This is a genomic window from Streptosporangium lutulentum (genome assembly GCF_030811455.1).
In the GTDB taxonomy this organism is placed as follows: Bacteria; Actinomycetota; Actinomycetes; order Streptosporangiales; family Streptosporangiaceae; genus Streptosporangium; species Streptosporangium lutulentum.
In genome coordinates this window covers 6522027-6547226 of sequence record NZ_JAUSQU010000001.1, presented here as the reverse complement: position 1 = coordinate 6547226, position 25200 = coordinate 6522027, and the positions used below count along the sequence as shown (strand labels likewise).

The 25200-nt window shown below is 69.9% G+C and carries 23 protein-coding genes; 17 read left to right on the top strand and 6 right to left on the bottom strand.

Going from position 1 to position 25200, the window contains the following annotated elements:
- Positions 1-114: 114 nt before the first annotated feature.
- Entirely contained in the window at positions 115-3051 is a 2937-nt protein-coding gene (locus J2853_RS28980) for a M36 family metallopeptidase (protein WP_307563437.1), read from the bottom strand.
- Positions 3052-3260: 209 nt separating this feature from the next.
- Complete coding sequence (locus J2853_RS28975) at positions 3261-5405, bottom strand: beta-propeller domain-containing protein (protein WP_307563435.1); 2145 nt, start codon at positions 5403-5405, stop codon at positions 3261-3263.
- 86 nt (positions 5406-5491) lie between these two features.
- On the opposite strand from J2853_RS28975, the gene J2853_RS28970 reads away from it, so the two are divergent.
- Entirely contained in the window at positions 5492-7057 is a 1566-nt protein-coding gene (locus tag J2853_RS28970) for a succinic semialdehyde dehydrogenase (RefSeq protein ID WP_307563433.1), read from the top strand.
- A gap of 152 nt (positions 7058-7209) precedes the next feature.
- Here J2853_RS28970 and J2853_RS28965 read toward each other — a convergent pair whose 3' ends face one another.
- Positions 7210-7746 (bottom strand): hypothetical protein, encoded by a 537-nt coding sequence (locus tag J2853_RS28965; protein WP_307563432.1) that lies wholly within the window; start codon positions 7744-7746, stop codon positions 7210-7212.
- 370 nt (positions 7747-8116) lie between these two features.
- Here J2853_RS28965 and J2853_RS28960 point away from each other — a divergent pair, with 370 nt between their 5' ends.
- The 12 genes from J2853_RS28960 (at position 8117) to J2853_RS28905 (ending at position 15943) form a co-directional block, all read left to right on the top strand.
- On the top strand, positions 8117-9505 hold the full coding sequence (locus tag J2853_RS28960) for a pyridoxal phosphate-dependent decarboxylase family protein (RefSeq protein ID WP_307568862.1): 1389 nt from the start codon (positions 8117-8119) through the stop codon (positions 9503-9505).
- Between the two features lie 278 nt (positions 9506-9783).
- On the top strand, positions 9784-10485 hold the full coding sequence (locus J2853_RS28955; protein ID WP_307563430.1) for a hypothetical protein: 702 nt from the start codon (positions 9784-9786) through the stop codon (positions 10483-10485).
- Positions 10486-10490: 5 nt separating this feature from the next.
- Positions 10491-11885 carry an SRPBCC family protein gene (locus tag J2853_RS28950; protein WP_307563428.1) on the top strand — a complete coding sequence of 465 codons (1395 nt, stop codon included), beginning with the start codon at positions 10491-10493 and terminating at the stop codon, positions 11883-11885.
- A gap of 39 nt (positions 11886-11924) precedes the next feature.
- Positions 11925-12341: a gas vesicle protein GvpJ gene (gene gvpJ / locus J2853_RS28945; protein WP_307563426.1), complete on the top strand. Its 417-nt coding sequence runs from the start codon at positions 11925-11927 to the stop codon at positions 12339-12341.
- Between the two features lies 1 nt (position 12342).
- Positions 12343-13161, top strand: coding sequence for a GvpL/GvpF family gas vesicle protein (locus J2853_RS28940; RefSeq protein WP_307563424.1), 819 nt, complete (start codon positions 12343-12345; stop codon positions 13159-13161).
- A gap of 12 nt (positions 13162-13173) precedes the next feature.
- Positions 13174-13404 (top strand): gas vesicle protein GvpG, encoded by a 231-nt coding sequence (locus J2853_RS28935; protein WP_307568860.1) that lies wholly within the window; start codon positions 13174-13176, stop codon positions 13402-13404.
- Positions 13405-13406: 2 nt separating this feature from the next.
- Positions 13407-13667, top strand: a complete 261-nt coding sequence (locus J2853_RS28930) for a hypothetical protein (protein WP_307563422.1) — start codon at positions 13407-13409, stop codon at positions 13665-13667.
- 4 nt (positions 13668-13671) lie between these two features.
- Entirely contained in the window at positions 13672-14088 is a 417-nt protein-coding gene (gene gvpO, locus J2853_RS28925; RefSeq protein WP_307563420.1) for a gas vesicle protein GvpO, read from the top strand.
- Between the two features lies 1 nt (position 14089).
- Positions 14090-14542, top strand: a complete 453-nt coding sequence (locus tag J2853_RS28920; RefSeq protein WP_307563418.1) for a gas vesicle protein — start codon at positions 14090-14092, stop codon at positions 14540-14542.
- Complete coding sequence (locus J2853_RS28915; protein ID WP_307563417.1) at positions 14535-15356, top strand: GvpL/GvpF family gas vesicle protein; 822 nt, start codon at positions 14535-14537, stop codon at positions 15354-15356. Before J2853_RS28920 ends, J2853_RS28915 begins: the two co-directional genes overlap by 8 nt.
- Complete coding sequence (locus J2853_RS28910; protein ID WP_307563415.1) at positions 15346-15591, top strand: gas vesicle protein; 246 nt, start codon at positions 15346-15348, stop codon at positions 15589-15591. Before J2853_RS28915 ends, J2853_RS28910 begins: the two co-directional genes overlap by 11 nt.
- Complete coding sequence (locus tag J2853_RS28905) at positions 15572-15943, top strand: gas vesicle protein K (RefSeq protein WP_307563414.1); 372 nt, start codon at positions 15572-15574, stop codon at positions 15941-15943. Before J2853_RS28910 ends, J2853_RS28905 begins: the two co-directional genes overlap by 20 nt.
- A 58-nt stretch (positions 15944-16001) precedes the next feature.
- Here J2853_RS28905 and J2853_RS28900 read toward each other — a convergent pair whose 3' ends face one another.
- Both J2853_RS28900 and J2853_RS28895 read right to left on the bottom strand, forming a co-directional pair.
- Positions 16002-16874 (bottom strand): hypothetical protein, encoded by an 873-nt coding sequence (locus J2853_RS28900; protein ID WP_307563412.1) that lies wholly within the window; start codon positions 16872-16874, stop codon positions 16002-16004.
- Entirely contained in the window at positions 16871-17413 is a 543-nt protein-coding gene (locus J2853_RS28895; protein WP_307563410.1) for an RNA polymerase sigma factor, read from the bottom strand. The genes J2853_RS28900 and J2853_RS28895 overlap by 4 nt, the downstream gene beginning before the upstream one ends.
- Positions 17414-17772: 359 nt before the next feature.
- Here J2853_RS28895 and J2853_RS28890 point away from each other — a divergent pair, with 359 nt between their 5' ends.
- Positions 17773-20004, top strand: a complete 2232-nt coding sequence (locus J2853_RS28890) for a glycosyl hydrolase family 18 protein (protein ID WP_307563408.1) — start codon at positions 17773-17775, stop codon at positions 20002-20004.
- A gap of 126 nt (positions 20005-20130) precedes the next feature.
- Here the strand turns inward: J2853_RS28890 and J2853_RS28885 are convergent, their stop codons facing one another.
- The gene (locus J2853_RS28885; RefSeq protein ID WP_307563406.1) at positions 20131-20559 is read right to left on the bottom strand and encodes a DUF3592 domain-containing protein; all 429 of its coding nucleotides are present in this window, start codon (positions 20557-20559) and stop codon (positions 20131-20133) included.
- 438 nt (positions 20560-20997) lie between these two features.
- On the opposite strand from J2853_RS28885, the gene J2853_RS28880 reads away from it, so the two are divergent.
- The 3 genes from J2853_RS28880 (at position 20998) to guaA (ending at position 25143) form a co-directional block, all read left to right on the top strand.
- Positions 20998-22512 (top strand): DUF885 family protein, encoded by a 1515-nt coding sequence (locus J2853_RS28880; RefSeq protein ID WP_307563404.1) that lies wholly within the window; start codon positions 20998-21000, stop codon positions 22510-22512.
- A 175-nt stretch (positions 22513-22687) separates the two neighbouring features.
- The gene (locus tag J2853_RS28875; protein ID WP_307563402.1) at positions 22688-23533 is read left to right on the top strand and encodes an SDR family NAD(P)-dependent oxidoreductase; all 846 of its coding nucleotides are present in this window, start codon (positions 22688-22690) and stop codon (positions 23531-23533) included.
- Positions 23534-23556: 23 nt separating this feature from the next.
- Complete coding sequence (gene guaA, locus J2853_RS28870) at positions 23557-25143, top strand: glutamine-hydrolyzing GMP synthase (RefSeq protein WP_370879539.1); 1587 nt, start codon at positions 23557-23559, stop codon at positions 25141-25143.
- Positions 25144-25200: the final 57 nt, after the last annotated feature.

Genomic DNA, 25200 nt, shown 5'->3' with positions numbered 1-25200 from the left:
TCGGGTCCGTGCGGTCCGCCCCGCCCGGGTCTTCCGTCGTGCGGGCCCCATGGATGCGGCTCCCGCCGGGGAAGGCGGGAGCCGCGGGAGAATCAGGCGGAGCCGTACGGGGACCTAGCGGGTGAAGGCCTGGAACTCGGCGGCGCGCAGGTGGTCCCTGGCCGGGCTGGCGGTGGAGCAGTCGGTGGCGGAGTTGGGGTCGTTGTCCTGCTCACCGGCGTAGAGCGGGTTGCCGGTGCACTGGGTGGAGACGGCCCGCAGGGTCAGGTGGGTCGCCTTGGTGGTCGGGATCTTGAAGGACTCGATGAGCAGGTCGGCGCCGCGAGGACGCGGCAGGCTGGTCTGGAAGGCGTCGGACGGGCTGGTGTAGACCCGCTTGTAGGAGTCGGGGGATGAACAGTCCTTCTTGGCGGCGTCGCAGGCCAGGACCTCGAAGGCGCGCAGGGCGCTGAAGCGGTTCTGGGCGCCGGGGTCGGCAGCGTCGCCGATGAGGGGCCGGAGCATGGCGCTGACCTGGACCCTGCGGACCTCCACCGGGCTGGTTCCGGCCAGGTCGACGGTGACGGACTTGCCCTTGACCGGTCCGGTGAGCGAGGCCCAGTTCGTCGCCTCGGTCTCGTCGATCAGCATGGCCTGGTTGACGCCGTCACCGGTCGCCGTCGCACCCAGTGCGGCGGAGGCGTGGTTCTTCGCCAGGGGCAGCAGCAGCGGCAGTTTCAGGCCGGGCAGCACCGTGGCCTTCGTCCGGGTGTGACCGAATCCGTTGCCCGTGACCACGAAGTCGTAGGTGCCGGGGGTCATCTCCACGGTGTCGCCGAGGTCGGTCGCCGGGTCGGTGTCGGCCACCGGCACGACGCGGCCCTCGTAGTCGCCGACGTAGAGCTTGAGCGCCGCGTCCTTGGCGTCCAGCAGCGGCTTGAGCTGCAGGCTGCCGTTCTTGCCCTTGGGGTCGACGAAGCTCGGGGTCGGGTCGGGGTCGTTCGCCCCCAGGCTCGCCGCGCCCGCGCCGAGACCGTGCTCGGCGAACGCCCGCCACATGATCGACTGGTTCGCGCCGCCGAAGCGGATGGCGTCGGCCGCGAGCAGCGCGTCGCGGTGGTCGACGTAGCTGACCGCGCCGGAGGCCATCAGCAGCAGCGCGTCGAAGGAGACCTGCGCCCAGCGGCGGTTTCCGGGGCACTGGTCCACCGGGATCTGGCCGTCGGCGCACGCCTTCTGCTTGGACGGGCTGCCCTCGCCGTACCGCTGGATGAAGGCCTTGCGCACGTCGAACTGGGTGGCCGACCAGATCTCGCCGTCCGCGTGCACCTGCGTGCCGACGATGTCGTAGGAGATGTCGCTGTAGTTCAGCGGGGACTTGGACATGTCGTAGTTGCGGATGCCCGCCTTCTTGTCGCCGGTGACGTAGCCGCCGGTGACGTAGGGCGTGTCGCCCGCGGGGCGGAAGCCGTACTCGTAGAGCTGCTCCATGGAGAACAGGTCGGAGGTGCTCTCGTTCATGGCGCCGGCCTGGGCGCCGCTCCATCCGGCGTTCGGGCCGCCGATCATACGACCGGAGATCGCGTGGGTGTACTCATGCCCGATGACCGACATGTCGTAGTCGCCGTCCACGCACGGCGCGTAGAACGAGCCCGCCATCGGCTGCCAGAGGTACATGTTGGTGATCGGAGCGACCCCGTCGGGGCCGGTGATCTGGTTGGCGTTGTTTCGCACGGTGAGCACCCGGGCGCCCGCCTGGGCGTTGCCCCGCTCGGGGTCGTTGCCGAGGCCGCCCCGGTCGCCGTTGTCGCTCTGCATGTTCCAGGCGTTCTCGGTGAAGCCGAGCCGGTAGGACCAGTCGTGCATCCGGTTGTGCATGGCGTGCAGGTTCGCCATCGCGGCCTCGAGGTCGGCCTCGCCCGGCTGGTCGAACGTGGCCGGGTCGCACTTGGCCGTGTACCACTTGTTGGTCCAGGGGTAGGCGTAGTTCCGGCTCGGCGTGATCACGTTGCTGCGGGTGCCGACGCTGTTGGAGCTGCCGCTGGCCCGGTTCTCGACGGTCCTGGCGGAGTTGCCGATGCTCGTGGTCGTCGAGGCTCCCGTGGTGTGGTCCACGTCCCAGGCCTTGCCCGTGGCGGGGTCGCCGCCGACCACGTAGTCGCAGCGGGCGCCGGAGGCGTGGCACCACGTCTTGCGGGTGTCGGAGGAGGAGTAGTTGGCCGGCGGGTTGGCCGGGAAGACCTCCCAGCTCGGGCCCACCGGGGCGTTGCCGTGATCGCGGTCCCGGTCACGGTCGTAGTCGTGGTCCACGAGGTTCTCGCGGGTCAGGATCTCGCCGCTGACCGCGTCCACGTGGGTGGTGTAGCCGGCGGCCTCGCCCTCCGAGCCGCCGATCAGGACGACCTGGAAGGCGTTGTGCGTCCCGTCCGGTGCGGGCACCGCGACGGCGGTGGCCTGCTTGGTCCTCGCCGTGGCCAGGTCGATGCCGCCGTCCCTGGCCGCGATCTCCAGCGCCTGCTGCTCGGTGATCCCGGCGGCGGGGGGCGCCTCGGTCGAACGCGACAGGGTCGAGGTGACGTGGACGATCTTGCCGTCCTTCACGCCGATCGCGACCTGCCCGTCCACGCCCGCCGGCAGACCGCCGAACCTCTGCCTGAGCAGTACGGCGTGGCCCTCCCCGATGGGGTTGACCGCGACCTTCTCCAGCCCGTCCACGGCTTCGCCGGAGAGCCCGAAGAGGTTCTCGTTCGCCTTGAGGTAGGCCCGCGCGGCCTGTTCGGGATCGGAGCCCAGCCCTTCGGCGAGCGGTGCGGAGTCGGTGATGACGGCCGGGGTGCCGAGGGTGTTCCACCGGATCGTCGCGGTGCTCGTGGACCGGGACAGTGAGGCCGGTGGCGCGACGCTGCCCCGGCGGTTGTCCAGATCCGGTTTGGCGCCTATCTCGGCCTGAAAATCGTGGGGCTTGGGGGCTTGCCCGCCGGGTTCACTGTTCGCGATACCCGGAAGGGGAAGGGCTAGCGCCGCGGTCGCGGCTGCGATGACGGTGAGGCGTAACCAGGGCTTGGTCGACACCGATCCTCCTGCGTAGATATGGCCGTCGGCCGTGCCACACGTGAATCACATGCGGTGCGCAAGAAGTAACATCGATCAAGAGCCATGACAAGATCTTGTAAAGGATGATATGTCGGTGTAATAGGACGCGCCCCCGGCGGTGATGCCGGAGGCGCGAGCCGTACTCGATCGGGTCGGGAGAGGCCCTGACCAGGCCGGGAGCGGGACGGTCAGGAGAAGGGGATCCACGCCTGGTCGGCGAGGCCGTTCATGTCGCTGATCTTCAGACCCAGATCGGAGACCGTCCAGAGGCTGTCACCGATGACGACCGAGCGGCGGATGCCCGGGTCGTAGGCGGCGAAGCCGGCGTTGCCGGCGCGCGCGGGCGCGGGATGGACGACGGTGCCCGTCTTGGTGATGGCGGAGTCGCCGATGTCGAGGACCAGGGCCGCGCCGTTGGTCGGCTCGGTGCCGGTCCAGGTGCTCAGCGGCAGGACGGCCATGCCCGTCTTGGCCCAGTACAGGAAGGCGTGCGGGTCCCATTCGGCCTCGGAGCCGGAGTCCTTCTGGAACATCTGCGACAGGCGGCGCGGGTTGGCCGGATCGCTGACGTCGAACAGCGAGACCTGGGTGCCGAGGGTGCGGCCCTCCTCGCTCGCCTCCTGGCCGACGCCGATCAGCCGTCCCTCGCCCGCCGGGTGCAGATAGGCCGAGTAGCCGGTGATCTTCAGCTCGCCGGTCTTCCTCGGGGCGGCCGGGTCGCGCAGGTCGAGGGTGTAGAGCGGGTCGACCTGCCTGAACGTCACCACGTAGCCGACGGGGCCGATGAAACGGACGGAGTAGATCCGCTCGCCCTCACCCAGGCCGCCGACCTCCCCGACCCTGCCCAGGGTGTCGGCCTTGAGCACGTAGACGGCGCTGGAACTGCTCCGCCCCGCGGTCGAGGTGGTGGCGACCCGCAGGTTCCCCTCGTACTCCGACAGGGAGTACTGGTTGAGCAACCGGCCCGGCACCTTGCCCGAGGCGACGTAGCGGGGAGCGCCGGCCGCGGTGATGTCGAACCGGTGGACCTCGGTCTCCTCCGGAGGCTCGACCGGGGTGTTCTCAGGACTGGGAGCCGCCGTGAAACTCGGGGGCGCCGGGGTCGGCGTCGGAGTCGCCGTCGCGGGCTCGACGCTCGGGGGGGTCTGCCCGGGGGAGAGCGTCACCGACGGCTCCGTCGGCGTCGGCTCGGACTGCGGCGCCGCCGGGGTCGCCCTGGGCGGCTCCGTCTCGGTGGGTGTCCGGGTGGGCGCCGGCGCGGAGTCGTCGATGATCGGCCGGGGCCACCACCAGCGCGGGTTGCTGGTCACGTACAGGCTGCTGCCGGTGCCGTAGACCGTGTCACCGTCGGCCGCCACGCCGATCGGCGCGGTCTCGGAGATCCCCGTGACCCCCGGAGACAGGTCCAGGCTGTGCACGGTCAGCATCGACGTCCCGGTGTACTCCGCGGGGTGGCTGATCTGCTCGCACCTGACCGAGCCCTTCGAGGTCGTGCCGTCGGCGGCGGTCACCTCGAACTTCGGCAGCCACGCCTCGACCGGGGTCTTGGCCACGACGTCCCTGTTCAGCCGGGTGCGGTCGCCGTCCGAGAGACCGGGGTCGGCGTCGGGGAACGAGAAGTCGATCTCGGGCTGGCTGCGGACCACGACCCGCACCGTCGAGCCGACCATCCTGGCGTCCACGTGAGCGCCGTTCGGGGTGAGCGAGCCGAGCACCTTCGGCGGGCCGGACAGGTCGACGAGGACGTAACGCGGTCCGGGGCTCGCGGCCCGTTTGGCCCTCGCGCCGAACGGGATGATCCCGCCGCCGGAGAACAGCACCAGCGCCCGGTCTCCACTGATCAACAGGTCGGCCGGGGCCCAGGCCTGCTCGGCGTCCACGAGTCTGAGCGTGCCGGTGACCTTCCTGGTCGCGGTGTCCACCACCCGCAGCACGCCGCGGTTCACGGTGATCACCCGGTTGCCGTCGGTCTTCACCAGGTCCGGCTCGTCGACCCCGGCCTCGTGCACGTTCGTGGTCGAGTGCTCGGGCGCGCCCGCGACGCCCTTGGCCGCGCCGGCGTCCGCGCGCGCGGCCGAGAGGGCCTCCGCGTACATGATCACCGGGCCGCCGAGGCCCCAGGGGCCGACGTTCTTCGCCGTCTCCGTCCGCAATCCGGTCAGCATGTCGTCACAACCGCTGTAGGAGACCAGTTTGATGTCGCCCAGCTCGACCGGCGTCGTACGGCTCGCGCCGGGCCCTGCCTCCGGCGAAGTCTCCGTCGAACTGCACGCCGTGGCGAGCAGGGCGGCGGCGAGGGTGACGGCGCCGGCCGTACGGATCGATGTCCTCATGCCCCTACGACGGATCGAGGCGACGCCCGGTTCAACCCTCTACCGATCAGTAGCCAGGGATCGCCTCCCGCGATTACCCTGCGGTCATGGCTGTCACTCTTGGAGCAACGCGGACGCTTGACCCGAGCATGATCGAACGCATCGTCCGGCAGGTCACCTCCAGCGGGAAGACCCAGGAGATCATCGCGCCGTTCACCGGCGAGCCTCTCGCCGAACTGCCCGTCTCCACCGCCGGGGACGTCCGGGCCGCCTACGCCGGGGCGCGGGAGGCGCAGGAGATCTGGGCCGCGTTGCCCGTGAGTGAGCGGACCAAGCCCTTCCTCCGCCTGCACGACGCCATCCTCGACCGTCGCGAGGAGATCCTCGATCTGGTCCAGTGGGAGACGGGCAAGGCCCGCAGGCACGCCTTCGAGGAGGTCCTCGACGTCGCGGGCTGCGCGCTCTACTACGCGCGGCGGGCGCCCGGCCTCCTGGAGCCCAAGCCTCGCGCGGGCATCCTCCCCGTCGCCACGAAGACGGTCGAGGCGCGCCGGCCCAAGGGAGCCGTGGCCCTGATCTCCCCGTGGAACTACCCGCTGTCGCTCGGCGTCACCGACGTCGTCCCGGCCCTGCTCGCGGGTAACGCCGTGGTCCACAAGCCCGACACCCAGACCGCCCTGTCCACGCTGTGGACGATCGACCTGCTGGTCTCCCTCGGGATGCCCCGCGAGATCTGGCAGGTCGTGCTCGGCGACCCCGCCGAGATCGGTGACGCGCTGATCGAGGACGCCGACTACGTGGCGTTCACCGGCTCCACCCGCGGCGGCCGGAAGATCGCCGAAGCGGCGGCCAAGCGGCTGATCGGCTGCTCGCTGGAGCTCGGCGGCAAGAACCCGATGATCGTCCTCGACGACGCGGACCTGGACGTGGCGGCCCAGGGCGCGCTGCGCGCCTGCTTCACCAACGCCGGGCAACTGTGCCTGTCCATCGAGCGGCTCTACGTCCACGACGCCGTGCACGACGCGTTCGTGGAGAGGTTCGTCCGCCAGACGCGGAACATGAGGCTCGGCTCCGGGCTCGACTGGAACGTGCAGATGGGCTCGCTCACCTCCCGGCGCCAGCTCGACGCGGTCGGCGCCCACGTGGACAACGCCGTCGCGAAGGGGGCCGAGGTCCTCGCCGGTGGAAAGGCCCGCCCCGACCTCGGCCCGCTGTTCTACGAGCCCACCATCCTGGCCGGCGTGGACGAGAGCATGGACCTGTGCCGCGCCGAGACCTTCGGCCCGGTCGTCTCGATCTACCGGTTCTCGGACGAGGACGAGGCGGTGGAGAGGGCCAACGACACCGACTACGGCCTCAACGCCTCCATCTGGACCCGCGACCTGTCCCGCGGACGCGCGCTCGCCTCCCGGATCAAGGCCGGAACCGTCAACATCAACGAGGGGTACGGCTCGGCCTACGCCTCCTACGACGCGCCCATGGGCGGGATGAAGTCCTCCGGGCTCGGCCGGCGTCACGGGACCGAGGGCCTGCTGAGGTACACCGAGGCGCAGACCGTCTCCAGCCAGGCGTCCTGGCTGGGCTTCGAGCCGATCCTCGGCATGGGCTACGACAAGTACGCCGACACCCTCGCGGGCCTTCTCAAGGTCATGAAGCGGTTCCACCTGAAGTAAATCCCCGAGATCAGAACCTCGGGAGCCGAGGACGGCGTGCGCGTCAGCGAGGTCTGGTCGTCGTCGGCATCACCCGGCCGGCCACCGCTTCCGCCGAGCCATGATCATCGGAAAGAGTGTCCTCGACGGTCGGGTGCCCCGGCGCTCAAGGATCAGGTCATCGCGTGGCGGAGGCGCTCGCGATCCTCGACGGGAAGCCGGCGCTGGAGACGGTATGCGCGAATCAGGGAGTCGGCGATTTCACAGACCCGTGCGACCTCCACCTCCATCGGCGAGATCTCGGCCAGATGGTTGTCGTGCAGCCAGGTCGCCACCTCCGCCCACGACCAGAGGCTCACGCGGGGCCGCCGGATCTTCGGCGCGGGAAATTCGCCGGGGCCTCGGCGCCCGACGGCCCAGTGATCGGCCGTGGCGAAGGTCCGTCCGGTCCGCTCGGCGATCTCGCCGAGCGTCACGAGATCTTCGCTGACTCCGGTGATCTCGACTCCCGCGGCCCGGCCCTGGGCGATCGCCGAGGCGATCGCCTCCACCGCTGTGGACGCCTCGCGGTCGAACGCGGCGACGCCGGGCCCGCCCATGACGGGATCGAGCGACACCGTGGCGTCGTCCCATCCCGTTTCGTACAGGACATCGATCGTCTCTTCGCCGATCGGGGCTGTGAAGTGCAGCTCGAAGCTGTAGGCGGTCATGAGATCCACTCTCCCTCCGATGGATCGGCTTCAGGGCCGTGCGGACACTGGTCGGCGAGACGGCGAAGGCGTCTGGCGTGGATCTCCGGCGAACGCGGGGTCGACCAGATGGATGTCGGCGGCCTGCAACCCTGGTGTCCTCCGGGACATGAAGCGCGTCCCCATGCGTGACCTCCGGCCTTCTCGATGATCCACCCGGCGGCGATCAGATGGTCGATCGCCGCCCGGATCTCTTTGTTGGGATGCCGATCCATGTAGAGATAATGCTACATCATGTAGAGCTAACTCTACCCAATGCGATAACTCGTCGGCCAGAGGAGTGTTCGTCGGCTTTGGCGATTCGTCGCGGGTCGACCAGTATCCCGGTGTGATGTGGAACGTTGAGGAATTCGTACGAGCCGCCGGTCTGACCGTCGACGAGCTGGCCGCCTACGTGGACGAGAGCCAGCGGGGTCTGCCGCCCGTCATCCGCCGCAGGCCCCCGCACGAGCTGGCCGAGCGGCTGGGGCTCGCGCGGTGGATGCGGGAGGGAGGGATGACCCCGGAGGGCTACGGGGAGTTCCTGCACGCCTATCTCGCCGAGGGCACCAGGTTGCACCACCCGGCCTATCTCGCCCACCAGGTCGCGTCGCCCGACTTCCCCGCCGCGCTCGCCGACTTCGTCCACGGCGCGGCCAACAACCCGATGGCGATCTACGAGATGGGCGCCTCGGCGGCGACGGTCGAGTTCGAGGTCCTGCGCTGGATGCTCGGCAAGGTCGGGTACGGCGAGGACGGCGGCGGCGTGCTCACCCACGGGGGGTCGCTGGCCAACCTGACCGCGCTGCTGGCCGCGCGGGCGGCCGCCGCGCCGGACGCGTGGACCGACGGGGTCCCCGGCGACCTCGCCCTGCTCGCGCCGGAGTCGGCGCACTACTCGCTCACCCGCGCCGCCGCGATCCTCGGCCTGGGGGAGCGCGCGGTCATGCCGCTGGACGTGGACGGGCTGGGCAGAGTCGACGTCGCGAGGCTGCCCGACGCCCTGGAGCGCGTACGGCGGGCGGGACGGCGGCCGATGGCCCTGGTGGCGAACGCCTGTTCGACCGGGACCGGGCTCTACGACGACCTGCGCGGGATCGGCGGGTTCTGCGCGGACAACGGGGTCTGGTTCCACGTGGACGGAGCTCACGGAGCCTCGGCGCTGCTGTCGGAGGAGCACCGGCACCTGCTCGACGGGATCGAGCTCGCCGACTCGCTGATCTGGGACGCCCACAAGATGCTGCGGACCTCCAGCCTGGTGGCGGCGGTCCTGACCAGGCGCGAGGGAGACCTGGACGCGGCCTTCCGGCAGAGAGCCAGCTATCTGTTCTACGGCGACCAGGGTTTCGACCTGATCGGCAGGACCGTGGAGTGCAGCAAGGCCGAACTGGGACTGAAGATCTTCCTCAACCTGGCCTGGAGGGGGGAGCGAGGTCTGGGCGACTACGTCACGCGGCAGTACGCGACCGCGCGCCGCTTCTGGGAGCTGGCCCGTGAGCGGCCCGGTTTCGAGTGCCCGTACGAGCCGGAGAGCAACATCGTCTGCTTCCGGTACGGTGCCGGCGACCAGGCCGCCCTCCGCGAGCGCCTGATGGAGGACGGCGCTTTCCTGCTGACCTCCGCGGAGATCGGCGGGGTCCGCCATCTGAGGATCACCGTCATGGCTCCGGCCACGGACGACAAGACGCTGGAGGCCCTCCTCGACCGGATCGCGGAGGGGGAGGAACCGATCGGCGGTTGACGTCCTCCTCGCCTCGAAGAGCGGGTCTCCGCCCTGAATATCCGGTGGCAGGTGCGAGCGTCACTCCGAGCGGGTGATGTTCGAATCAAGCATGTCTGGTTTGTGTCTGTATATGTTTTTTAGTCCCTTTCTAGGGTATGAAGCCGCCGATTCAAGAGCGAGACATTCTCCAGCGTGTTCGAGCGTGGCGAATGCCGGCGCTTCCGCCCTGTACGGCCGATCGGCCGTAACCGGGGGGTCGGTCTTAGGGCTGAGTGCTCGGGTGAGGAGTGATGATCGTGAACAGCAAAGCACAGCTGGCCCTGGCGGTCGCCGCGGGCTACGCCCTCGGCCGACGCCAGAAGCTGAAGTTGGCTCTCGCGCTGGCGGTGGCCGGGGCGACGGGACGGCTGGGGACCCACCAGCGCAAGTTGCTGCAGCAGGGGCTCAAGACGCTCAGCTCTTCTCCGGAGTTGGAGAAGATCACTGCTGGCGTTCGCGACGGCCTGCTGGAGGCAGGGAAGGCCGCGGCCGTGGCGGCGGCGAGCAAGCAGATCAAGTCGATGAGCAACCGGCTCTCCGACCGGGCCGAGTCGTTGCGGAACCCCGACCGGGCCGGTGACGAGGCCGACGACTCGGAAGAGGCGGAAGACGGGCGGGCCGGCGGCAAGGCCAAGCCCCGGAAGACCGCGGGCAAGCCTGGCGGCAGGGAACGGGCCGGGAACGCGAAGCGACCCGCCGCCCGTGACGAGGAGTCGTCGGACGACGATGAGGACTTCTCCGACGAGGAGCCGCCGGCCAAGCGGGAGAAGAGCCACAACGGCGAGCGGCGCGAGAGGGCGTCCTCGTCCAGGTCTCGCGATGAGGAGTCGCAGGACGACGATGAGGACTTCTCCGACGAGGAGCCGCCGGCCAAGCGAGAGAAGGCCCACAGCGGTGTGCGGCGCGAGAGGGCGTCCTCGTCCGGATCCGATCGGCCGGTTCGCCGGGTACGGAGGTGAGCCCGATGACAGAGAAGCTGACCGAGAAGCTGGAGGGCGGGCCCCTCAAAGGAGCGGTTGACGGAATCGTCAAGGAGTTGCCCCTGAACCAGCTCACCGACGGACTCCAGGACCTCGGCGCAGCCCTGGCCGAGCGTGCCCTGGCCTCGGTGACCGACAAGGTCGAGGGCCTGACCGGCCGGCTGACCGACTACGTCGAAGGCGACGGTTCGGGCCTGGTGAGCGCGCTGACAGGTGGCGCGGGCCTGACGAGCCTGCTGAAAGGCGGCGGAGGCGGCCTGATGGGCGCGCTGAAGGGCGGCGGCGACGGAGACGGCCTGATGGGCGCGCTGAAAGGCGGCGCGGGCCTGATGAGCCAGTTGTCGGGGTCGGAGGGGTTCATGGGCCGGGTGAAAGGGGTCGCCAAGCTGGCGAAAGGCTTCACCGGGCTGAAGTCCGCCCTGGGCGGCGGGGACGGCAAGGGGGGCAAGGGGGGCAAGGGCAAGAAGCTGAAGCTCATCAACATCGTCGAGTCGCTCGATGTCGGCGCCCCGATCCGGGTCGTCTACGACCAGTGGACCCAGTTCCAGGACTTCCCGAGCTTCATGAAGAAGGTCGAAAGCGTCGACCAGCAGTCCGACGAGAAGGTCACGTGGAAGGCGCAGGTGTTCTGGTCGCACCGGGTCTGGGAGTCGACGATCGTCGAACAGGTGCCGGACCAGCGGATCGTCTGGCGATCCAAGGGAGCCAAGGGCTACGTCGACGGTGCCGTGACCTTCCACGCGCTGACCCCCGACGTCACCCGCGTCCTGCTCGTGCTGGAGTACCACCCGCAGGGGCTCTTCGAGCGCACCGGCAACATCTGGCGGGCGCAGGGACGGCGGGCGCGTCTGGAGTTCAAGCACTTCCGGCGCCACGTCATGGTTCACGCGATCCTGCACCCCGATGACATCGAGGGCTGGCGCGGCGAGATACGCGACAGCAAGGTCGTCAAGGACCACGAGACCGCCCTCCGCGAGGAGAAGGAACGTCAGTCCGAGGAGGAGGAGCCCCAGCAGACCGAGGGAGAGCTGGAAGAGGAGCCCGAGGAGGAAGAGGAGCGGGACGAGGAGCGAGACGAGGAGGAGGACGAGGAGCGAGACGAGGAGGAGGACGAGGAGGAGCCCGAGGAAGAGGAGCCCGAGGAAGAAGAGAAGCCGCGTGGCAGGAGGAAGCGGAACGAGGAAGCCGAGGAAGACGAGGACACCGAGGAAGACGAGGAAGAGCCTGAAAGGCCTCGGCGGCGAGTACGCCTGATGGGGCGTCGGCGTGAGAACGCGGAGGAGAGGCGTCGGCGTGACGAATCGGAGGAGGAGGAGGAGGAGGAGGAGCCGTCACCGCGCCGTCCTGCCCGCCGTACGGCCGCCCGTCGAGGCGCCTGACCCGACAGGCCGTCGAATGAGCACTGGAGGAGAGAGCCAATGACCATAGTGCAGCCTTCGGGGGGCGGAGCGGCCGGTCGCTCGTCCTCGTCGTCGTCGGGCCTGGCCGACGTCATCGACACGATTCTCGACAAGGGCCTCGTGATCGACGCCTTCGTCAGGGTCTCGCTCGTCGGCATCGAGATCCTGACGATCGACGTGCGCATCGTCGTGGCCAGCGTCGACACCTACCTGCGGTTCGCGGAAGCCGCGAACCGCCTGGACCTCTCGCAAACCGGTCAGAAGGGCCTCCCCGACCTCGTCGGCGACATTACCGAGGGCGGAAGCAAGAGGAAGGTCAAGGGCGCGACCCAGGGGGCCCTTGACGCGGCGGGAGAGAAACTCCGTGATTTCATCGGCGGGTCCGACGAGGAAGAGGAGTCGGTGCCCCGCCGGAGGCGAAGGGGGGAGGACTGAGATGTCCAGCTCTACGGAAAGGTCGAGGGCCGCGGGCACCGACCAGGCCGATCGGTCCGCGGTGAGCACCGGCTCCTACGTCTACGGGATCGTGCCGGTGGACGTCGAGATCGACGACGCCCGCGGGGTGGGGGATCCGCCCGGGCAGGTCAAGCTGATACGGCACAACGAGATCGCCGCCCTGGTGAGCGAGGTCGCCACCAACCGCCCGCTCGGTAAGCCGCAGGACCTCAAGGCGCACCAGCAACTGCTGGACGCCGCGGCGGCCGAGGTACCCGTGCTCCCGCTCCGCTTCGGAGCGGTGATGGCCAGTGAGGAATCGGTGGTCGACGAGCTGCTGGCTCCGCACCACGACGCGTTCCTCGCCGGGCTGAAGGAGCTGGAGGGGCGGGCCGAATACGTCATCAAGGGCCGCTACGTCGAGCGGGCGATCCTCGCGGAGGTGCTCGCGGAGAACAGCGAGGCCGCGGGGCTGCGAGAGGAGATCGTCGGTAAGCCGGAAGACGCGACGTGGGACGCGCGGATCCGGCTCGGAGAGGTGATCAACCAGTCGGTCGAGGCCAAGCGCGACGCCGACACGCAGGCGATGATCGAGGCCCTCGTTCCGCGGTGCGTCGCCATCGCCGTTCGCGAGCCGACCCACGAGCAGGACGCCGTGCATCTGGCCGTCCTCGTGGAGACCGGCCGGCAGGACGAGCTCGAACAGGCCCTGGACGAGTTCGCCGGTCAATGGGAAGGGCGGGTCGACCTGCGCCTGATCGGCCCGCTGGCGGCGTACGACTTCGTCATGACGCCGCAGCAGGAGCAGGAGGGGGAATGACCCGTGGACCTGATGAACCTGACCATCGGCTTGCCGTTCATGCCGATTCGCGGGCTGATCCGGCTCGCCGAGCTCATCCAGGAACAGGTCGAGCTTGAGACCCGCAGCCCCGCCGCCGTCCGGCGTCATCTGGACGCGGTGGAGGAGGCCAGGGCGAGCGGCGAGATCTCCGATGAGGAGGCCGAACAGCAAGTGGAGCAGATCCTCGGACAGATGATCGACCAGCCGGACCCGCCAGGGTGACCATGCGGAACTCCTCCGAGCCCACAGAGGTGGTCGTACGAGACTCCGCCGGGCCCGCCGAGGTGATCATGCGGGCCCTGGCCGGGTTCGCCGGTGCGGTCGTGCGGGGCTCGGCCAAGCCCGCCAGGGTGATCGTGCGGACCTCGGCCGGGCCTGCCGAGATGGTCGTTCGGGCTTCGGCCGGGCCCGTCAGAGTGATCGCGAGGGTTTCGGCCGGACCCGCCGAGGTGATCGTGCGGGAAGGAAGCCGAGGGGGGAGATGATCTCGTGCCCGCCAAGCGCAGATCGACGGATGAGCGCGCCAGCGGCGCGAACGTCTCCGACGATCTCTACGAGGAGATCGACGACGAGCCTTTCGACGAGGATGAGTACGAGGACGAAGACGAGGACGAGACGCCGAGGAAGAAACGGTCCCGCGCCCTGTCGGCGATGTCGGCCGGCGAGGTCGGACAGCGTCATATCGCCGCTCTGACCGGGAGGACGAGCGAAGGGGTCACGCAGGTACAGCCGGCGGAAGACGGCTGGCTGGTCCAGGTCGAGGTCGTCGAAGATCGCCGGGTCCCGTCCTCGGGCGACATCCTGGCGCTCTACGAGGCCGAGATGGACATGGAGGGGGACCTCCTGTCATACCGCAGGCTGCGGCGCTACAGGCGCGGCAGAGGCGACAGCAGTGAGGCGTCGTGAGATGACCAATCCAGCGCGGTTCGGTTCTGCCGGCTCCTCCCCGGTCTACGGCGGGGGAGGATCCGCGGGACAGAGATCGGGAGGGGCGTCGAGCCTTGGCGACATCCTGGAGAGAGTGCTCGACAGGGGCGTGGTGATCGCGGGAGACATCCGCGTGAACCTGCTGGACATCGAGCTGCTGACCATCAAGTTGCGGCTGGTGATCGCCTCGGTGGACACCGCACGGGAACTCGGCATCGACTGGTGGGAGCACGATCCGTGGCTCACCTCCAAGAACAAGGATCTGATCGAGGAGAACCGCCGGCTCCGGCGCCGGCTGGCCACCGTGGAGGGAGACGACGCCGTGGAGGAGGAGCGCGCCGTACGGGGAGACCACAGGGAGTACCGATCCCTTGACGCGGGGGAGGAACGCGGAAGGAGACGGTCGTCCGGATCGGAGAGCCACCGTGACTGACTCGGGTACGTACGTCTACGCGGTCGCGCGCGACGGGGGACACACCGGCCCGGTGGATCTGGCGGGTGTGGCCGGGACGCCCGTGCACGAGATCACGCACGCCGGTCTCGTCGCGTACGTGAGCACCGTGTCGCTGGAGGAGTTCGGGGAGGAGCCGCTCCGCCGTTCCCTGGAGGACCTGGACTGGGTCGGCGCGATGGCCCGTGCGCACCACCGCGTCGTGGAGGCGGTGGCGGAGACCGTCGCGACGGCCCCGGTCCGCCTCGCGACCGTGTACAGGAGCGAGGAACAGGTGCGCGACCTGCTGGAACGGTGGCACGACGACTTCGTGGAGGTGCTCTCCCACGTGGCCGGGCGGAGGGAGTGGGGGGTGAAGGCGTATGTGGATCCCGCCACCTCCGCGTCCGCGCCCGCCGGGGAGGGCGGCGGTGACGGCGGCGGCGAGAGCGCCGCGGGGACGGGCAGGCCCGGGACGGCCTACCTCAAACGCCGTCAGGCGAGCCTGCGCAACCGCGAGCAGAGATGGCGCCAGGCGACGGCACGGGCCGAGCACATCCACGCGGCGCTGTCGGCCGTCGCCGCCGCGAGCCGGCTTCACCGTCCTCAGGATCCGCAGCTGTCCGGGCGCGACGAGTGGATGGTGCTCAACGGCGCCTACCTCGTCGACGAGGGCCTGGGCGAGGAGTTCGCGGCCGCCCTGGACGCCCTCCGCGGGCAGGACGTCGACCTGGAACTCACCGGCCCGTGGGCGCCCTATTCGTTCATCGCCCTGGAGTTCGACAGAGCCGATCTGGAGGTTTCCGGTGACGTATGACGCCCCGCGGGGTTCCGCGCTGGCCGCGGAGGGCCGCCTTCCCGCCGAGCGGGTGGCCCTCGTCGACCTGCTGGATCGGCTGCTGGCGGGCGGAGTCGTCGTCAACGGCGACATCGTCCTGTCCATCGCCGACATCGACCTCGTGCGCATCTCCCTGCGCGCGCTGATCATGTCTGTGCGGGAGGAGTCCGACGTGGCGGACCAGGGAGACCGGCATGCGCCGCCCTGGGGGTGAGCCGACCGTGCGGATCGCGGGGCCGCTGAAGGAGGCCGTGGAGATCGCCGAGTCGCCGGAGGAAGCGGAGCGGCCGAACCGATGGCGCCTCGGAACCGACCCGGAGACGGCCGAGCGCGATCTGTCCCGCCTCGTGCTGACCCTGGTGGAGCTCGTGCGCCAACTGGTGGAGCGCCAGTGCGTGCGGCGGATGGACCAGGGTGACCTGTCCGACGAGCAGATCGAGACACTGGGCGTGACGCTGATGCGCCTGGAGGACGCCATGACCGAGCTGTGCGAGCGGTTCGGCCTGTCTCCGTCCGACCTCAACCTCGACCTCGGACCGCTCGGCACCCTCCTGCCGTCCGACTGAGCACGGTCTCCGGCGAGCCGGTTCCCGGCGGATCCGGGAACCGGGGGTCGTGGCGTTCCTAGTCCCCGCGGGATTCGCGGACGAGCGGGTCGGAGTCCGGGCCGGCGTGGAGCCGCACGGTGTCGGAGCTGTAGGGCATGGCCATCGTGACGATGTAGTCGTCCCTGATCCGGTCCGGCGTGACAGGTGTCCCGGAACCGCTGCCGTCGGGGTTGGTCTGCATCAAGACATATCGGATCTTCAGTCCGCGCCGGGCCAGTTCGGTCCTGACCTCCGCGACCGTCTTGCCGCGCACCGGATAGCCGTCCACGGAGGTGAAGTCAGCAGCGCTTTCGTTGACGGTGAACAGTCCGGCGTAGGGTTCGCCGGGCGCCGCCTCGCGGCCGATGCTCAAGGTGATCTTCCCTGTGTAGGCCGCCGGGACGACGACCTCCCCGCACCACGCCGATCCGCAGGCGTGCTGCGGCTTGTACGTCACCCCCGTGCCCGGCGGGAAGTCACCGGCCAGGTAGGGGCCGAACATCTTGCCCACCATCTGCGGCGGCACGGGGATCTTGTCCACGGTGGCGTCCAGTCCGACGGCCCGGAACGCCTCGGAGAAGGACTTCGCGTCGGCGTCGGGGTCGTTGACGGTGATGGTGAGGTAGTCGGCGGTCCTCTTCAGCGAGACGGCCGCGTTGGCGTACTCGGTGACAGGGCCGTTCCGGGGCAGTCCGACACCGATGGCCAGGGCGGCCGCCAGTCCGACGGCCGCCGCACCCAGCACCAGTCCGCGCCGGGCCGGTAGGTGCCGGCGCGGACGCCCTGCCGGTTCCCGCTCCTCCGACATGATCGAGTCCATCAGGGCGCGCGCGCCGGCGCCCGAGGCCTGCCCGGCCGGGTCCCTGGCCACGTCCTCGTTGCGCACCCGCGCGAGGTCGGCGATGTTCACAGCGTGTTCCCTTCGATGACGACGGAGCCCGAACAGTTGATCCCGGCCTTGGCCAGGTCGCGGGCGAAGCGCCTGCGGGCGCGGTACAGCCTGACGGCCACGGCGTTGCGGGAGATGCCGAGTACACGGGCGATCTCCCGCGTTCCGAGGCTCTCCCATGCGACGAGGGTCAGCAGTTCCCTGTCGTCGTCCGACAGGCCCCGCAAGACCTTTCCGACCTGTGAGTAGTCTTCGGCGGACGGCTCACCGAGCACGGGTGAGGCGGCCAGTTGCTCGCACAGCGCCGCCGTCCGCTGCTCGTGCCGCCGCTCACCGCGCCGGTGGTTGGCCAGCACCCGCCGGGCCACGCCGAACAGCCACAGCCTGGCGTCGTCCCCGAGAGGAACCTCGTCGATCCGCCGCCACGCGATCATGAACGTCTCGGCCACCACGTCGGCGGCGTCGTCAGGATCGGGGCAACGGCGCAGGGCGTACCCGAGTATGGGGCCGTAGGCGGATTCGTAGACCTCCACGAACCGGCTCTCGGGATCCCTTCCCATCCGATCTCCTCACTTGAGCGGTTGACATCCATCTCATGTCCGGAACGCCGGATTTATTACAGGTTCAGGAAAGGTGCGGGCAGGGAAGGCCGGCGGCATTGAGGGCGGTCCCGAAGGGGCCGGGGCGAAGTCACCGGGTTCGAGCCCGCGGCGGGTCGGGCGGGGCACGGCAATCGCGTGGGGCGCCGTCGCGAGGAGCGGCGGCCAACGGACGCCACTCTTCAAGGGGCCGATGGGGTGGGCGGCGGCCGCGAGGGCGTCCGGTGCGCGGCGAGTCGTTTTGGGTCTTGCAGGGGTCAGGAACCGGGTTACGATCCGCATAATTATTAGGAAACTTTCCTTTAGGAAAGAGTGTCCGCATGCGCCGATCAGCCTCTGTACTGCTGCTCATCGCCATGGTGATGGCCATGACCGTTCCGGCCGGCGCCGCCGTCCGCCTGACTGCGGCCTTCACCCTCACCGGGGTCCAGGGCAGGTTCGTGGTGAGCAACCCCGGAGCCACCCCGGTCACCGGCTGGTCCATCCAGTTCGACCTGCCGGCCGGGGTCACCGCGAGCAACGCCCAGAACGGCTCGCTCAGCCAGAACGGACGCCAGGTCACGCTCAGCCCGGCCCACTACAACACGACGGTGGCGGCGCGCGGGACCACCGAGCCCTACAGCCCCGCGTTCACGCTCAGCGCGTCCGCCGAGCCCGCGAACTGCCGGATCAACGACGTGCGGTGCGACGGCGCGGCGGACTCGCCGCCCACCGCCCCCGGGAACCTGCGTTCCACGGTCAAGACCACCAGGACGGTGTCGCTGGCGTGGGACGCCGCGACCGCGGGAAGCCTCCCGATCGTCGGCTACCAGGTCTACAACGGCGCCGACCTCGTCACGACGGTCACCGGCACGAGCGTCACCGTCACCGGCCTGACCTCGAACACCGGATACACGTTCACCGTCAGGGCCAAGGACCGCAAGGGGACCCTGTCCCCGGCCTCCGCCCCGCTCAGGGTGACGACCAACAACGCCGGTGACGACACCCAGGCGCCGACCGCGCCGGCGAACCTGCGCAGCACCGGCAAGACCTCGTCGAGCGTCTCGCTCGTCTGGGACGCGTCGACCGACAACAGGGGCATCGCCGGCTACGACGTCTACGCCGGGACGACCCTGAAGACGACCGTGCCCGGCACCTCGGCCACGGTGAACGGGCTGTCACCGTCCACCGAATACACCTTCACGGTGCGGGCGCGCGACCTGTACGACAACGTCTCGGCGCCCGGCGACGCGCTGAGGGTGACCACCGGCGACATCATCGGCAGCGGGTACGCCAGGATCGGCTACTTCGTGCAGTGGGGCATCTACGGCCGGCAGTACTTCGTGCGCAACCTCGACACGACCGGCGCCGCGGCGAAGCTGACCCACCTCAACTACGCCTTCGGCAACATCGACCCGGTCAATCTGACCTGTCTCCAGGGCGTCACCAAGGGCACCACCCCGAACCCCCAGGACCCGAACCAGGGCGACGGCTCGGGCGACGCGGACGCCGACTACGCCAGGCCGATGAGCGCCTCGCAGTCGGTGGACGGCGTCGCCGACACCGGCTGGGAGAAACTGCGCGGCAACTACAACCAGCTCCGCAAGCTCAAGGCGAAGTACCCGAACCTGAAGGTGCTGATCTCGCTCGGGGGCTGGACCTACTCGAAGTACTTCTCCGACGTGGCGGCCACCGACGCGTCCCGGCGCAAGTTCGTGAGTTCCTGCATCGACACGTACATCAAGGGAAACCTGCCGCTGTACAACGCCGCGGGCGGGCCGGGCAGCGCCGCCGGGATCTTCGACGGCATCGACCTCGACTGGGAGTGGCCGGGCGCGGAGGGCCACCCGGGCAACCACATCGGCCCGAACGACAAGGCGAACAACACGCTGCTGATCGCCGAGTTCCGCAGGCAGCTCGACGCGCTGACCGAGGAGACCGGCAAGCGCTACCAGCTCACCGCCTTCACCCCGGCCGACCCGGCGAAGATCTCCGCGGGCTGGGACCTGCCCGAGGTCGCCAAGTCGCTGGACATCTTCAACGTCCAGGGCTACGACTTCCACGGCTCGGGCAGCGACAACTCGTGGGAGCCGAACCGGGCGGGCCACCAGGCCAACCTGTACGCGGACGCCGACGACCCCTACCCCTTCCACTTCAGCGTCGAGAACGCGGTCGACACCTACCTGCGGGCCGGGGTGAACCCCCGCAAGATCACCATCGGTCTCGCGTACTACGGCCGCGGCTGGCAGGGCGTCGCCGACGGCGGCAAGTCCGGGGAGTGGCAGTCGGCCACCGGCGCCGCGACGGGCCAGTTCCCGGACGAGGCCGGCACCCGCGGCTACGCCAACCTGGTGGCAGGCGTGCCGGGATGCACCGTGCGGCACGACGAACAGGCGGTGGCGACCTACTGCTTCACCGGCGACGGCGGCCAGTGGTGGAGCTTCGACGACGCGTGGTCGATCGCGCGCAAGACCGCCTGGCTGAAGAGCAAGGGCCTGCTCGGCGCGATGATCTGGGAGATGTCCGGTGACCCCGGCTCCCTGACCACCGCCCTGGACGCCGGCCTGAGATGACCCGCTCCCCGGCGGGGAGATCCCCCCGCCGGGGCGCCGGGCCGGGCCGTACGGCCGGCCCCCGGCTCGGCACCGAGACCTGTTGTGGCCCGCCTACGTCCCCGGGGCGGGCCACGACAGCCCCTTTCACCCGCTCTCACCAGAAGGTCGTCGGTTCCTGGTCGGGCCGCCCAGTATGAACGGTCCGTGGCGCCACATCGCCACCGCCAGGAGAAGGAGCAGGATCATCACACCGGCGCCCAGGAAATGTGTGTAGTGGGCGAACCTCGCCCCCCTGGAGAGCACCTCGTTCGCCGGGTCGGCGGGATCGTAGAGCACCTCCTGGGAATCACCTATCGTCGGTGAGCCGTCCCAGCGCTGAGGACCTACCCGGGCCTGGACCTCCACGCCCTCACGTGTGGTGAACCTGACCACCAGCTCATCCGTGTTCTGCCTGCGCGACTCCACAGCGACAATGGTGGCCGTCGCCACGACGCCACGTTCCTGTACTCCATACACACGCCTGTAGTCATCCACCGTCGCCATCGCGATGACGGCGGCCACGATCACCGTCATGATCACGGCCTCGCCATGGATGGTGGACAGCCGGCGCCCGATCGGCAACCGATGCCACGCCGACGGCTCGGGAGGGGAATAATCCTCCAACCGAGGAGCGGCTTGCCTGCCCGGCTGATGGAGTCGCTTCAGTCTGCGCCGTTTCCGAGCAGTTTTCGCGCGCCCCATGGCATCTTCTCCTCTGGCCCTTGTGGATCCAACGGTCTGGCGGACCATATGGTTTCCGCAGTAGGGATCGTGATCGTCCGAGCCGCGGGTCCCGTCCGGTGGGAACGGCGGCCGGCAACGGGGGCGCGTTCCGTGCCCGAATGCCGCCGGCACCGGGAGAGAAGGCTGACCTGCTGGTACGGCTCGTGCTCGGGTGTGAGCCGTACGGGAGGGGAGGGCCGGACGTTCAACCTGATCACCGGGAACTCGTCCTGATATAACGTCGCGTTCATGACCGAACTCGACAGCCGCCTCCGCGCGGTGTGTGATCTCTCCGTCGCGGACGTCCGTGAGATGGCCGGCAGGCACGAATACGACGGCGTGATCCAGGATCTCTCGCCGGGAGGCGTCCGCGCGGGACTGGCCGCCCTGGGCGAAGGGCCCCTGCCCGGCGATTCCTACGACGCGGCGCACCTGCAGATCTTCGAGGAGGCCGTACGGGTCCAGTTCGGCGAGCTGGAGCTGTACCGCCGCAGCCCGCTCGATCACCTGAACAACCTCGACCTCGCCACCTACGACCGCGACTACGCCCCCGAGGCCGAGCGGACCGCCGCCAAGCACGCCCACCTCGCGCTCTGGCCCGAGGCCGTGGAGCACGCGATCGCCTCTCTCGACAGGCTCAGCGCCCCGGTGGCGACCGCGCTGCTCGGCGCCGTGCGCGGTCTGGCCGCCGGGGTGCCGGCGGACGCGGACGAGCACGTGCGCGAGGCGGCGCTGAAGGCCCACGCCCGCCTGGTGGAGCACGTCGAGGAGGCCTCACGCTCCGGCGCCCCGGACGCGTCCCTCGGCGCGGAGGGGCTGGCCCGGCTGATGGGCGCGGGCGACGGCCTCCCGGTGGACCTGGGCGGGCTCGCCGAGCGCGCCGACGCCGAACGCGACCGGCTGATGGCCCGGCTGACGGAGTCCTGCGCCAGGCTGGGATTCGCCGGGCGGTCGCCGCTGGACGTCGCGCGCGAGCTGGTCCGGCAGCACCCCGGCATCGACGGAGTGATCGACGCGGCCAGGGTCGGCACCGAGAGGGCGATCGCGTTCACCCGTGAGAAGGACCTGGTCCCCTACCACGACGGTGAGTGCCTGGTCGGCATCGCACCCGAGTCCCGCCGGTGGAGCATGGCGATGATGAGCTGGGCCGCGCCCGGTGAGCCGGACGCCCCCTCGTGGTACCACATCACCCCGCCCGACCCCTCCTGGCCCGAGCGTGACATCGAGGAGTGGCTGGAGGTCTTCAGCGAGACCACGCTGCCCGCGATCAACGTGCACGAGGTCGCCCCCGGTCACTTCTCCCATGGCCGGGCCCTGCGCCACGCCCGCTCCGACGTGCGGCGGACGCTGATGTCGATGGCCTTCGCCGAGGGCTGGGCGCACTACGGCGAGGAACTCTGCGTCGAGGAGGGCTTCGCGCCCGAGGACCCGCGTTTCGAGATCGGCGTGTGGCTGGAGGCGCTGATCAGGGTGACCCGGCTGGCCTGCGCGATCGGCGTGCACACCGGCGCGATGACCGTCGAGGAGGGCGCCCGCCGCTTCGAGGCCGACACCCACCTCGCCGGTCCCGCGGCGATGTCGGAGGCGGCGCGGGCCACCTTCGACCCGACCTACGGCCGCTACACCTGGGGCAAGCTGGAGATCCTCCGCCTGCGGGAGCGGGCCAGGGCCGAGTGGGGCGCCGGGTTCACCCTCAAGCGCTTCCACACGGCCATGCTCGACCTGGGCTCCCCGCCCCTCGGCCTGCTCGACCGCGCGCTCTAGCCGCCTCGCGCCCATCGGACCGTCGGCCCATCGGTCCGATGGGCCGGGCCGCCGTCGACCACGGCGCCGGGCCCCGGCCCGGTGACGCGGGCGCCGATCACCTCGACTGGTGATGACCTTCGAGCTAGCGTGTGGCCAACCGATCGCGGGGTATTGCACGGCTGGAGGCAGTGGGATGCGTGAACTGTCAGGCAAGATCGCAGTTGTCACCGGGGCGGCCGGTGGGATAGGCCGGGCGCTCGCCCTGCGGCTGGCCGCGGAGGGTATGGCGCTGATGCTCGCCGATGTGGATCCCGGAGGTCTGGCGGAGACCGCCTCCCTGCTCGACGGGGTTCCCGAGGGGGTCAAGGTCCTCACCCAGATCACCGACGTCTCCGACGCGGCGGCCGTACAGCATCTGGCGGACCGGACCTTCGGGGAGTTCGGCGCGGTCCACGTCCTCTGCAACAACGCCGGGGTGTTCCAGGGCGGTCAGATGTGGACGCGGGAGCCCGAGGACTTCGCCTGGCTGCTCGGGGTGAACCTGTTGGGCACGCTCCACGGCATCCGGGCCTTCGTGCCCCGCATGATCGCCCAGGACACCGAGGGCCACATCCTCAACACCGTCTCGGTGGCGGGGCTGTTCGCCATGCCGTTCGGCGGCGCCTACTCGATCTCGAAGTACGCCGCGCTCGCCGCCTCGCAGTCCCTGGCTCACGACCTGGCGATGGCCGGATCCAAGCTCCGCGTGACGGCGCTGTGCCCCGGCCTGGTCAAGACCGGCATCGGTCACTCCGAGAGGGTCAGGCCGGAGAACCTGACGGTCGCGGAGCGCACCGAGGACGAGGTGGCCTCGATCGGTTTCATGGTCGATCTCCTGAAAGACGGGATAGATCCCGCGGAGGCCGCGCTGGCCGCGGTGGAGGGCATCCGGGAGGAGCGTTTCCTGGTCTTCACCCACCCCGGATACGCGGAGGGCCTGCGGGAGCAGACCGAGACGCTGATCTCGGGCGGTCTGCCCCCGTTTCCCCGTCGCGAGTGAGCGCGTTGACGAGCGCCGATAGACTGGGCCCACCGCTTGAGTTTCCCTGGGGGTCTTTGGTGTCTGAGTTCGACACGGTCCTGGTCGTCGACTTCGGTGCGCAGTACGCGCAACTGATCGCGCGGCGGGTTCGTGAATGCCACGTCTACTCCGAGGTCGTCCCGTCGACGATGCCGGTCGAGGAGATGATGGCCAAGAACCCCAAGGCCATCATCCTGTCCGGCGGTCCCTCGTCGGTCTACGCCGAGGGCGCGCCCGCCGCGCCCGCAGGCCTGTTCGAGACCGGCGTGCCGACCTTCGGCATCTGCTACGGCTTCCAGGTCATGGCCCAGGCGCTCGGCGGCCAGGTGGCGAAGACCGGCACCGCGGAGTTCGGCGGGACCCGGCTCGACGTGACCACGGAGGGCGTGCTCTTCGCCGGGCTGCCCGCCGAGCAGTCGGTCTGGATGTCGCACGGCGACAGCGTCGCCGCCGCCCCCGAGGGGTTCGTCGTCACCGCCGCGACCGCCGGGACCCCCGTCGCCGCGTTCGAGCACCCCGAGATGGGCCTGTACGGCGTGCAGTTCCACCCGGAGGTCCTCCACTCCGACCACGGCCAGACCGTGCTGAAGCACTTCCTCGACGCCGCCGGCTGCCGTCCCTCCTGGACCATGCTCAACATCGTCGAGGACGCGGTCGAGGCGATCCGGGCCCAGATCGGCCCGGAGGGCCGCGCCATCTGCGGGCTCTCCGGCGGGGTGGACTCCGCGGTCGCCGCCGCCATGGTGCAGCGGGCCATCGGAGATCGTCTGACCTGCGTCTTCGTCGATCACGGGCTGCTTCGCAAGGGCGAGGCCGAGCAGGTCGAGCGCGACTTCGTGGCCGTCACGGGCGTCAAGCTCCGCGTGGTCAACGCCCAGGAGCGTTTCCTGAAGGCGCTCGACGGGGTCAGCGACCCCGAGGAGAAGCGCAAGATCATCGGACGTGAGTTCATCCGGGTCTTCGAGGACGAGCAGCGGGCCATCCTCGCCGACGGCCCCGTCGACTTCCTCGTCCAGGGCACTCTTTACCCCGACGTGGTCGAGTCCGGCGGCGGCACCGGCACCGCCAACATCAAGTCGCACCACAACGTCGGCGGCCTCCCCGACGACCTGCAGTTCTCGCTGGTGGAGCCGTTGCGCGCGCTGTTCAAGGACGAGGTCCGCCGTGCCGGCGAGGAGCTGGGCCTGCCCGCCGCGATGGTCTGGCGCCAGCCGTTCCCCGGCCCCGGCCTGGGCATTCGCATCGTCGGCGCGGTCACCCACGACCGCCTGGAGATCCTCCGCGAGGCCGACGCCATCGCCCGTGAGGAGCTCTCCCGCGCCGGTCTCGACCGGGAGATCTGGCAGTGCCCGGTCGTCCTGCTCGCCGACGTCCGGTCGGTGGGTGTTCAGGGCGACGGCCGCACCTACGGTCACCCGATCGTCCTGCGCCCGGTCTCCAGCGAGGACGCCATGACCGCCGATTGGTCCCGCGTCCCCTACGACGTGCTCGCGCGGATCTCCACCCGCATCACCAACGAGGTCCGCGAGGTCAACCGCGTGGTGCTCGACGTGACCAGCAAGCCCCCGGGCACCATCGAGTGGGAGTAGTGCAAGGGGCGCACGAGGCCATCGTGTAGCGCTGGGTCCGCAGCGTGTCCTTGGTGC